Below are 11,388 nucleotides of genomic sequence, written 5' to 3'. Positions count from 1 at the left end.
GAGGAACAGCTTTCATAATGGCTTGTTCGATACCAGATTTCATAGTCATGAAACTCATCGGGCAAGAACCGCAGTTGCCTAAAAGCTTAAGCTTTACTGTTCCTTCAGATGTAATTTCTTCAACAGAAACATCACCTCCATCAGCCTTTAAATACGGCCTGATAGTTTCCAATGCCTGTTCTACTTGTTCTGTTAAATTCATTATATATATTTTAATTTATAAAAATAGTAATTTTTTAGCAATTCACCATTTGCGCATTGTTGATGGATATCTGTTGAGCAATTTTACTTGCAATATCTCCAAATATAACATCAAGCAGAGGGTTCTGGTTTAGTGCTACCGGTTTCCCTTTATCTCCAGCTTCCGAAATGCTTTGTATGATCGGAATTTCGCCTAAAAATGGCACATCAAAACGTGCGGCAAGTTCGGTACCGCCACCTTYTCCGAAGATATAATATTTATTCTCCGGCAATTCTGCTGGTGTAAAATACGACATGTTTTCAATAACGCCTAAAATTGGGATATTAATTCCCGGCATTCTGAACATAGCCAAACCTTTGTGCGTATCGGCCAAAGCAACCTGTTGAGGTGTCGTAACCACAACCGCTCCCGAAATTGGGAAACTCTGCGTAATGGTGATGTGGATATCGCCCGTTCCCGGCGGAAGATCTACGATCAGATAATCCAGTTCCCCCCAGTTGGTATCGTTAAACAATTGTTTTACTGCGTTTGATGCCATTGGTCCGCGCCATGGCACTGGTTGCCCCGGATCTGCAAAAAAGCCCAACGATAATAATTTAATCCCGTATTTTTCGATCGGCAAAATTTTGGTTTTACCATCGGCTGTTTCTTCAGCGCCTGGCTTCGCATCAACCAGATCGAACATGGTGGGTACCGATGGCCCATAAATATCGGCATCGATAAGGCCAACTTTGGCACCATCTTTAGCCAATACAACTGCCAGGTTACTTGCTACGGTAGATTTACCAACGCCTCCTTTTCCAGATGAAACCAAAATGATATTTTTGATGTTATCTAACGATGATGAATTGCTTGGTTGGGTAACCCTCGAAGTTACATTGATGATTACCTCTGCCGTTGGCGATACAAAATGCTTGATGGCATTTGTACAGGCGTTTTTCAGCATTTCTTTCATCGGGCATGCCGGCGTAGTAAGCTCCAATGTAAAATTGACCTGGTTATCTGTTATCTGTAAATCTTTAATCATGTTTAAAGTAACCAGATCTTTTTTAAGATCGGGATCTTCAACATTTTTAAGCGCATCTAAAACTTGTTGCGGGCTAATCTGCATGGTATTAATTTAAATTCAAAATTAACAAAACATAGCCACAAATACTTTTATTTAGGCTTTTTAACTGTAATTTTAACACGAAATAAACATTTAATTGTTACGTTTAAGCAATTAACCATTTTAACGACTATATGCGAATACCAAAAATTAAGATCCCCAAAAAATATTTAAAAATCGGAGCCTGGATTTTAGGTGTTTTTTTAGTTGTTTGTATTGCATTGGGTGCGGTAGCCTATAGCAAAAGGGAAGCACTTCTTAAAAAAATGGTGGCCAAAGCGATTGCCAAGGCCGACAAGGATTATGGTTTGGAGGTTAAAATCGGATCGGCCGGTTTTACAGGGCTTAGCACCGTAAAAATGACCAATATTTCTGTTGTTCCTAAAGATAGGGATACGCTTTCTAATATTGGCGAACTCAGTGTTGGTGTAAAACTTTTCCCGCTTATTTTTGGCAAAGTAAAACTCTCAGAAGTAAAACTTAACAATGGCTTTGTAAGTGTTGTACTTAAAGATTCGACCACAAATATCGATTTCATCTTAAAGCGCAAGAAAAAAGACAGCACCCAAACCAATGGAAAAGCCAACTTACCAGAAATAGCCAGCAACATCTTAAATCAGGTTTTATACAAAATCCCTGACGATATGGATGTGAAGAACATGATCTTTAAATTAAATGACCACGATACAGCCAAGTTGACTTTTGCAACAACGGCTACAATTGATGGCGGCGATTTAAAATCAACCATTGATGTAAACAATAACGAATCTACCTGGCATGTAAACGGTTATGTAAACCCAGGCAGCAAAGAATTGAGCTTTACCGCTTATGCTGATGGAAAAAAACTGGAATTACCTTACTTAAACAATAAGCTACACGCAAAAATCAGTTTTGATACCTTACAAACCGAGCTTAAAAATGCAAAATACAGCGGCGACGATTATAAAATTTCTGGCTCCTGGTCGGTAAAAAACATGCTGATTAATCAGCCACGCATTGCTTCGAACGACATCATTGTACAAAGTGCAAAACTGGATGCCGATATTTTAGTTGGGCCTAATTTCATTGCCTTAGACAGCACCTCAACAGCATACCTAAAAAATGCACAGATCCATCCTTTTGTTAAATATACTTTAGGAAAGAACAAAATATATGAGTTAAAGCTAAATGCCGAAGAACAGGATGCACAAGGGGTTTTAGATGCTTTTCCACAAGGCCTGTTCGAATCGCTGGAAGGATTAAAAGTACAGGGCAAGGTGAAATATAACCTAAATTTTTATTTAGACACTAAAGTACCAGACAGCGTGCGCTTTAGCTCTACCTTAACACCCGTTGATTTCAAAATTGTACAATGGGGTAAAACCAATCTGCAAAAAATCAACAGCCCATTTGTTTATACCCCTTATGAGTATGGCAAACCAATGCGCGATATTACCATAGGCCCATCAAACCCAAATTTTACACCTTTATCGTCAATTTCGAAAAACTTTATCAATGCAGTTTTAACAGCAGAAGATCCGTCATTTTTTACGCACAACGGCTTTGTTGAAGAATCGATCCGTAAATCAATCGCCGTAAACTTTAAAGAAAAGAAATTTAAACGCGGTGGCAGTACCATCAGTATGCAGCTGGTTAAAAATGTTTATTTAAGCCGTCAAAAAACCTTGGCCCGTAAAGCCGAGGAGATATTAATTGTTTGGCTTATTGAGCATAACCACCTGGTAAGCAAACAACGGATGCTCGAAGTGTATTTCAACATTATGGAACTAGGCCAGAATATTTATGGAATAGGTGAGGCTTCGCGCTATTATTTTGGAAAACAACCTGCTGATTTAACCATCGGTGATGGATTGTTCCTGGCGAGTATTGTTCCTAAACCAAAGGCATCGATGTATAAATTCATGGCTGATGGTAGCTTGAAACCTTACATGTTCAACTATTTTAGGTTTATGGGAAATATTATGGCAAGAAGGGGTTTAGTGCCGAGCGATACTTCTGGGTATGGTTTCTATAACGTACGTTTAAGAGAGGGGCTCCGCCAGTATTTAGCCCCTGACACGGCTGTTATTGATACTACAGCATTTGATGATGATGGAGACGGCTTACCGGTTGTAATTGTACACGACAAAAATAAAAGCTTCTTCGAACGCCTTTTTGGTGGCGGATCTAAAAAAGATACCTCAAGTAAACAGATAACCACGCCAGCCGATACCACTAAAACCAAAAAACAATTAAGGCAGGAGCGTAGGGAAGAACGAAGACGGCAAAAGGAATTGGAAAAGACTCAGTAGTAATCAGTTTGCAGTTGCCAGTCGGCAGTTACCAGTGAGCCAAATGATTAAACAATTAACCAAAATTAGTTTGGGGTTTAGAGATGATTAGCAGATTTAAACAATTAACCATGACCGAGTTTGCAATTGGTAGTTTACAGTTCTTAGTTAAAACCCACGATTAACCGATTCATACAATTAAACAACAATAACCTTTCAACAGTAACATGCACAAAATAAAAGTAGAGGATAAAGCGTTCGAGATATTTTTAGAGAACGATACCTTAAACAAACGGATCCGTTTACTGGGCATCCAGATCAATGTTGATTACGAGGCCAAATGCCCGCTATTTATTGGTGTATTAAATGGTAGTTTTTTGTTTATGGCCGATCTAATCAAGGAAATAAACGTACCCTGCGAAGTTGCTTTTATGCGTGTGGCCTCATACGAAGGTACAGCAAGTTCGGGAAATGTAAAAGAATTAATCGGACTGYCTGATAACATCGAAGGCAGAGATATAATCATTGTGGAAGATATTGTTGATACAGGCTTAACCTTAATGCATATTTTAAAAACGATAAAAGAAAAAAATCCTGCTTCAATTAAAGTAGCTTCTCTTTTGCTTAAACCAAGTGCTTTAAAATATGAAATTGAAGAATTGGAATACGTTGGTTTTGAAATACCTAACGAATTTGTTGTGGGTTACGGATTAGATTATAATGGTCTTGGTAGAAACCTGACTGATATTTACAGAGCAACCGAGGCATAATTTTTAGATTGTATTAATTTATTTTTCGCACCTTTGCCCAATAATTTCTAAAACAATGACCATACATAAAGAAGGCTACACTACCATTGCCTTAAGCATATTGTTTATCTTCGTAATCAATGCGGTAGTTGATTATAAATATCACGATATAACCTGGTTGCGCTGGTTCATTTATATCTTTTCAGCTGCATTATTTATTATTGTACTACAGTTTTTCCGAAACCCGAGCCGCAGCTTTTCTTCGGGCGAAAACCTGGTTATCTGCCCGGCAGATGGCAAAGTAGTGGTAATTGAAGAAACAGAAGAAGGAGAATATTTTAAAGATAAACGTTTACAGGTTTCGATTTTTATGTCGCCAATAAATGTTCACATTAACCGTAATCCAATTTCTGGAGTGGTAAAGTTCTTCAAATATCATCCAGGAAAATACCTTGCTGCGTGGAATCCAAAATCATCAACGGAGAATGAACGTACTACAACTGTTGTAGAGCATAAAAATGGCACCCCTGTATTGTTCCGTCAAATTGCTGGTGCTTTAGCCCGCAGAATTGTATGGTATGTTAAAGAAGGCGATCAGGTAGTWCAGGCTGAGCAATTTGGTTTCATCAAATTCGGCTCGAGGGTTGATGTGTTTTTACCCATAGGCACAAAAGTGAACGTAGAACTTAACCAGGTTGTAAAAGGCGGCATCACTACACTAGCTACTTTAAGCTAAAAGAACAATACAATTTATAATAAAAGCCGATTTAGTTTATACTAAGTCGGCTTCTTTGTTCATTTACAAATATTTTGGTGTTGATTTATATCCCTTTAAGATATTCTATATATATTTTAATTTAGTCGTCACCCTGAATACATTTCAGGGTCTATTCTGCAGGAAAAGATGCTGACCACGTAGTAGCTACAAGGCAATTGAAAATACTATTTCTACTTGTAAAATAAATTCAGCATGACGATCATCGGGTACGTAATCACTTAATCCATAGTATCATTACCTACCTCGTCATTATTACCTGCCGGAGCTGGCCTGTCGCTGATTAATCGTTGTGTAGGGTAGGCAAAATCCGACTTATTACGGATAACGATATCCATAATTTCAAGGTTGATCTCTTGTCTGATTTTAAGGAATTCGGCATAATTTAGCACGGTTACAAAATAGTTAACCTCTACATTTAAACCCGAATCGCCGAAGCTCTTAAAGGAAGCATTTCCATCATCACTGGTACCTTGATGATTATTGATGTAACTTTCTATCTCGGTAATAATTTTTCTAAGTGACTCCGAATTGGTTTCGTAAGTAAGCCCGATAATAAAAGAGACCTTGCGCGAATTCCTGAGCGAAAGGTTTTCTAAAACACCATCAATCATACCCCTATTAGGTATGGTAGCCATCGTTTTTTCAGAAGTTCTGATCCTTGTGCTCCTAAAACCTACTTTTTCAACCGTTCCTTCCACACCGTCAACCTTTACCAGATCGCCAACGGTAAAAGGTTTATCTAAAAAAATGGTGAATGAACCTATTAGGTTTTCTAAGCTCTCTTTAGCAGCCAAAGCAATGGCAATACCACCGATACCCAATCCTGTAATCAGCGTTAATACATTAACCTCGAAAACAAAACCCAGAAGAGTAAAAAAACCGATAAAGATTACGATCGTTTTAAACAGCTCTTTTAAAAAGGGCACCAGTTGATCGTCGGCCTTATTATCTGTAAGCGAAGCTTTATAAAGAAGCACATGGCTAATGAAGTCGATTATCCTTAAAATAATCCAAAAAATAGACAAGATGATCCCGAACAAAAATATCCGGTCAATACAATCGCCAATTGTTACAGGTATTAACTCTTTAACCTTGCCAATTAATTTGCTGTAATGGAATACAGCCACCTCTAACGGATGTTTTAACTGGTTGATGGATAGATAAAGTGTGGTTAACAGAATAAAAACCTCTATCGGTTTAAGTAAAAGCCCAACGAACGCTTCATCGTGAGATTGATTAGAGAAGTTTCTAAAGAGCTTAAACAGCAGTTTACTCAAAAGTTTTGATACAATCCTTTTAAACATTAAGCCTAAAAAAAGTATCCCTCCAAAAAGGAAATAGGCTTTTACGGTGTTACCCCAAAAAACTTGGTCGAAAAAAGCAGAATCTAACATTTAACAAAGGTACAAACAAAAAAACCTCCACGAAATTAATCGTGAAGGCTATATCTTATAATAAAGAGTATTATTTTCTCAAAGATTTGATACGAGCAGCTTTACCAGTTAAAGCACGTAAATAGAACAATTTCGCTCTACGAACTTTACCATAGCTATTTACTTCTACTTTCTCAATGTTTGGAGAATTGATAGGGAAAATACGCTCAACACCAATACTGTTGCTCATTTTACGAACTGTGAAAGTTTCGTTAGCACCAGCACTGTTACGTTGTATTACAACACCTTGGTAAATTTGGATACGTTCCTTATTACCTTCGCGAATTTTATAGTGTACGCTCACTGTATCGCCAGACTTGAACGCAGGAAAATCTTTTTTCGCGATGGCCTGCTCTTCAACAAATTTTACTAAATCCATGATTTTAAGCTATTAAATCGATATTTCATCCCGTGAAAATCGGATTGCAATATTAGGGATTTTTTTTGAGAAAAAAAAACCTATTTTAATTTTTTCCACATTCTTTATGAATTCCACATTCGATTGTGTTAAATGCTTCTATTCCAAAAGATCAGGAGAGCACTTATTCCCTAATATATGGCGAATTTAGTGTTTAATATCCTGAGGTAAAATATTTACCTATTGATGGTATCAAGTGTGAATAATACAATTAGGCAAGGTTTCCTCCGCTTTTATTATCTTTTCTAAAATGGTATCCTGACTTTCTTCCATCCCTTCGTCTTGAGGCGATATATACAGTTCTTTAAGGTTTTTTAAATCTTTTAAAACCGTTATATCTTCTAAGCGAATTTTAGTCCTCCAGATATCGAGGTATTCCAGATCGGTCAGTTTGTTCAGATAAGGCAAACACGCTTTAGTAATATTTTCATGCTTCATCAGGGTTAAATCTTTAAGTTGCCTAACATTGCTGATCAATTTCACCCCTTCATCGGTCACTCTCGTTTCTTTTAAATAAATACTCCCCATAACCGAAACTTTTGCAAAAAGCATGGCTAAATACTCATCATCAACCATCGAATCGATACTGGCAAAACCAGGCAGTTCTGTAGGGATATTTTTAGCTTCGGTAATATGTCCAAAATGCCACCAGAACTGTTTTTCTGCGCCTTTGAGTTTCATTTTTATTAATTAAGCAGGCCAGGGTTTTAACGACCAGTCCTAATACACGCCATAGCCTAAAACGCCAATTTTTTCCTTTTCATCGGCATRGGTAACAAAATTGTACTTCGTTCCGGATTTGCTCCAGATATTTTTATTAACCGGCTGCCCATCTATAGATTGTTTAACAACTTTAGCTGTATATCCTTTATTTTTTAGCTCCATATCGATAAATGCCACATTAATCGCACCTGAAAAAATGCAAACTATAGTCGAAATTTTACCACTTTTCGCGTAAGACACCTCCATCATGTCAAATTTGGAGTCGAAGGCCAATATTTCTTTAACATCACCTTCCCCTTCTTCAACGTCTCCTTTTTCAAAACCTTTATCCTTCATAAAGGAGTTGATGTTTTGCCTTGTGGTTTTATAAAAAATATCGTTAATAAGGGCTAATTTTTTGTTCTCGTAAGTCTCCTGACCAAAGGCAAAAAAGCCATAAAGCAAAAAAAACAATACTGTTAATTTTTTCATGTCTATGTTTATTTATCGTGTAATTTCTTTACCTGTTTTATCCATCGCTCCCCATCTGCCGTTTAATCTAAACCTGGCCACTCCATTCTCAAAGCTACCAACCGCATCGTATTTAATCGGTATAACTTCTTCGCCTGTTCTGTTTATAAAGCCCTCTCTTCCATTAAGTCCAACTTTAGCTAAACCATCCTCAAAATCAGCAATGAACCTATACTTGAAAGGGATGATTTCTTTTCCGTTTTGATCAATGGCGCCATAGAGTTTATTCTTTTCAACAGGAGCAACCCCATCATTAAAATCTTTTGCATAGTCGTATTTAAACTTTGTAAATTCTTTGCCCGTTTTATCGATAAAACCCCATTTGTTTTTTAGTTTCACACTTGCATAACCATTTTTAAAGTTATTTCCGTCTTCGTACTTTAAAGGAGTGATTTCTCTGCCCGTAACATCAATAAAACCATATTTCTCGTCTAGTCTCACCTTGGCAATACCTTCATAAAAATCAAAGGCAACATCGTATTTTAGAGCGGTGATTTCCTTACCCTTTTTATCGATATAACCCGATTTCTTATTTAGCTCAACCTGTGCAAAACCATCTTTAAAGTAAATGGCATCATCATATTTGAATGGGATAACTACCTTTCCTGTTTCATCTATAAATCCATATTTCCCATCTAGTTTAACCGCAATTAATCCCTCGTGGAAGCTGTATCCGGTCTTTTCGTATTTAAAAGGGATCACTTCTTTTCCCGCCTTGTCTACAAATCCGTATTTTCCACTTTCGTTCTTTTTTGGACTTAAGTCTTGTGCATAACCCGTAATAGCCAGCACACTTAGTACTGCCGTAAGTAATTGTTTCATTTCCATTAATTTAAAGGGTGTATTGCTTTTATTAAGCTAAAGTATGCTAAAGATACCCGGGCAGAAATACCCAATAAAGGGTATATTTACATATACAGAATTAATGAAAAAGTTAAAGACTAGCGATTGGATGGGATGTTGATCTGAATAATAGTGCCTTCGTTTCTAACACTACTGATTTCGAAATTACCTTTGTAGTAATTTACTCTCTTTTCGATGTTTTCGAGCCCAAAGCCCCTGCTTGTTTTCTGCAGATCGAAGCCGAGCCCATCATCCGTAAATTGAAAATGGTAATTTTTGGGATATTTATAAAGTTCGATGGTGATTAACTCAGCGCTACCATGCTTAATGGCATTGTTTATAACTTCCAGTGCGATAAGATATAAATCGTAAATCCATTTTTCATCAATTTTATCAGGAAAATCGTAACAGAAAAGCTCAATTTTCGCGTCCGTCAAACCTGCGTTCAGACTTGAGATCTGGCTTTGTAAACTAGATATCAAAGCGCCTTCATCAAGTGCTTTCGGCAGAATTTTATGAGAGATCTCTCTGATATCCTCAGCCAGTTCGTTAATTGTTTGCTTGGCAAGCTCGGCATTCTTCATGTCAAAAAGATGAATAATATGCGCAATCTTGCTCCCTACATTATCATGAATAATGTTAGCGATGTTTCTCCGCTCACGTAGCTGAACCTCACTAATGGCCCTCAATGAGCTTTCTTTTTCGAAAATAACCTGTTGCATCAGCTCGTTGTTCTTCAAAAAAATATCGATGTAATTTCTTGATAAAACGTAGCCGAACAAAAACACTTCATAAAGACCGATAAACAACATCCAATTATCGCTCAGTGATTTTGGAATAATTTCAAAGGTCTTTAAAATTAAGCACCCACCCCATACAAACTGCGGAGCAAAGGCAAGAAGCGCATAAATAGCCTGGGTTTTTTCAATTTTTAGATGCGTTAATGCCGCCCAGAAAAGTACGACGATAGAAGCCAGGAATATGATGTAGCCTAACACAAAAAAGTAACGAAATTCAAAACCCTTATAAAACACCAATAAGGAAATAGAGATTAAAATCAACAAAAAGTTTATGCCACCAAGCACTATGATTAACTTATGCTTAACGGGCTGGTTTTCTTTTAACTTTAAAAAATATCCAAGAAAAATACTCAGGGCAATATACCAAAGTGCTCCAGTGTAAACCCGGCCCTCGCTAAAAAACCTAAACTCGGGAAATAAAACGTGCTTGGCGAAATTGGTTGTAATTGCTGTGTAAAACACCGTTAATATAGAATAGCCAATGTAATATCCGTATAACTTGTTTTTAGTCATGAAAAACAATATCCCATTGATCATGAGCAGCAAAAACACCATACCGATAAAAAAAGATGTCAATGCTGTTTTTTGAGATGATTTGCTTTCTAAATAAGCTTGATCTTCCAAACTATAAGAAAAATCTAAAAAGGAAGTCTCTTTTTTAACCCGTACCCAAAGTAATTTTTCTTCCCCTGGTTGCAGATTAAGCTCAAATGCCAGGGTTTCAATAAACGGACTCTGGCCAACCGTTCTATCGCCAATGGTTTTAATTAATCTACCATCATAAAGGCTAAGGCTATCGATATGGTTGTTGTTAAAACACAACCATGTTTTAGTACTTTGTGAAGTGTTTATATTTTTCACAATAAATCTGCACCATACCGCCGCATCTTTGTTGTAGCCGATATTAACCTTGCTATTCTGCTTAAACGGATGAAATTTTTGTTGTTGGAGTATCCCGCTCGTCCACGATGAATTTTGGTCTACAGCGTAGCTGGATATTACAGATATTGATTTGTTTGTGATTTGTGCACAAGAGAGTAGCGGGAATAGCAGAAAGCTAATCAAGTAGATTATTCTCATGAGCAAACTTAATGAGCGAACTGCTGTTATTGATTTCCAACTTCCGGTGGATGTTCTTCCGATGGGTTGTTACGGTTGTTATGCTGATAAATAGGACTTCAGCAATTTCCTTACTGGTTAATCCTTTGATAATTAATTTAATAATCTCTTTTTCCTGTCTGGATATCCGGAATTTATTGACAATTGAACCATCAATGGCACTATACACACTCTCGCCTTTTTTATAACTCTTATTGGTATAAAACGTTGTGTCTTTATTTGATTCGATAATACTGATAAGCTCTTCGGCAGGTGTTTCCTTTTTCAGGAAAGCATTCACACCTAGTTTCTTTGCTTTTTGAATCAGAAAATCTTCGTAATAAGCAGTGAGAACAATTATTTTGGTGTTTTTTAGTTGGGATCTGAGTTCTTCGATCAATACAAATCCATCAAAGTGGTTAATATTTAAATCACAGATGAAAACATCAGCAATGT

At 37.0% G+C, this 11,388-nt stretch carries 12 protein-coding genes; 3 read left to right on the top strand and 9 right to left on the bottom strand.

The genetic code is table 11. The annotated features are described in order from the left end of the window. A partial coding sequence (locus tag AC1DPQ_RS05875; protein ID WP_477608380.1) for a NifU family protein occupies positions 1 to 202 on the bottom strand: 202 nt, incomplete at its 3' end. A 34-nt stretch (positions 203 to 236) separates the two neighbouring features. Continuing rightward, positions 237 to 1,313 (bottom strand): Mrp/NBP35 family ATP-binding protein, encoded by a 1,077-nt coding sequence (locus AC1DPQ_RS05870; RefSeq protein ID WP_477608378.1) that lies wholly within the window; start codon positions 1,311 to 1,313, stop codon positions 237 to 239. Between the two features lie 131 nt (positions 1,314 to 1,444). Here AC1DPQ_RS05870 and AC1DPQ_RS05865 point away from each other — a divergent pair, with 131 nt between their 5' ends. The 3 genes from AC1DPQ_RS05865 to AC1DPQ_RS05855 all read left to right on the top strand — a co-directional run bounded on the left by AC1DPQ_RS05865 (position 1,445) and on the right by AC1DPQ_RS05855 (position 5,065). Then, positions 1,445 to 3,601: a transglycosylase domain-containing protein gene (locus AC1DPQ_RS05865; protein WP_477608376.1), complete on the top strand. Its 2,157-nt coding sequence runs from the start codon at positions 1,445 to 1,447 to the stop codon at positions 3,599 to 3,601. A gap of 206 nt (positions 3,602 to 3,807) precedes the next feature. Next, positions 3,808 to 4,350 (top strand): hypoxanthine phosphoribosyltransferase, encoded by a 543-nt coding sequence (gene hpt / locus AC1DPQ_RS05860; RefSeq protein ID WP_477608374.1) that lies wholly within the window; start codon positions 3,808 to 3,810, stop codon positions 4,348 to 4,350. A 55-nt stretch (positions 4,351 to 4,405) separates the two neighbouring features. Further along, positions 4,406 to 5,065 (top strand): phosphatidylserine decarboxylase family protein, encoded by a 660-nt coding sequence (locus tag AC1DPQ_RS05855; RefSeq protein ID WP_215165271.1) that lies wholly within the window; start codon positions 4,406 to 4,408, stop codon positions 5,063 to 5,065. A gap of 260 nt (positions 5,066 to 5,325) precedes the next feature. Here AC1DPQ_RS05855 and AC1DPQ_RS05850 read toward each other — a convergent pair whose 3' ends face one another. From AC1DPQ_RS05850 to AC1DPQ_RS05820, 7 genes are all read right to left on the bottom strand, one after another. Beyond that, a complete protein-coding gene (locus AC1DPQ_RS05850; RefSeq protein WP_477608372.1) occupies positions 5,326 to 6,501 on the bottom strand; it encodes a mechanosensitive ion channel family protein in 1,176 nt (391 codons plus the stop codon). 70 nt (positions 6,502 to 6,571) lie between these two features. Next, a complete protein-coding gene (rplS, locus tag AC1DPQ_RS05845) occupies positions 6,572 to 6,919 on the bottom strand; it encodes a 50S ribosomal protein L19 (protein ID WP_025141628.1) in 348 nt (115 codons plus the stop codon). Between the two features lie 231 nt (positions 6,920 to 7,150). After that, on the bottom strand, positions 7,151 to 7,639 hold the full coding sequence (locus AC1DPQ_RS05840; RefSeq protein WP_477580961.1) for a hypothetical protein: 489 nt from the start codon (positions 7,637 to 7,639) through the stop codon (positions 7,151 to 7,153). A gap of 39 nt (positions 7,640 to 7,678) precedes the next feature. Then, positions 7,679 to 8,152, bottom strand: coding sequence for a hypothetical protein (locus tag AC1DPQ_RS05835; RefSeq protein ID WP_477608370.1), 474 nt, complete (start codon positions 8,150 to 8,152; stop codon positions 7,679 to 7,681). Between the two features lie 12 nt (positions 8,153 to 8,164). After that, positions 8,165 to 9,013, bottom strand: a complete 849-nt coding sequence (locus AC1DPQ_RS05830) for a WG repeat-containing protein (protein WP_477580958.1) — start codon at positions 9,011 to 9,013, stop codon at positions 8,165 to 8,167. Between the two features lie 119 nt (positions 9,014 to 9,132). After that, a complete protein-coding gene (locus tag AC1DPQ_RS05825) occupies positions 9,133 to 10,914 on the bottom strand; it encodes a sensor histidine kinase (RefSeq protein WP_477580956.1) in 1,782 nt (593 codons plus the stop codon). After that, positions 10,892 to 11,388, bottom strand: a 497-nt coding sequence (locus AC1DPQ_RS05820) for a LuxR C-terminal-related transcriptional regulator (protein ID WP_477608369.1), incomplete at its 5' end; no start/stop codon positions are given. The genes AC1DPQ_RS05825 and AC1DPQ_RS05820, both read right to left, overlap by 23 nt.

It is taken from the genome of Pedobacter sp. 01T416_2 (assembly GCF_056398925.1).
This window is presented reverse-complemented; position numbering and strand designations above follow the sequence as displayed.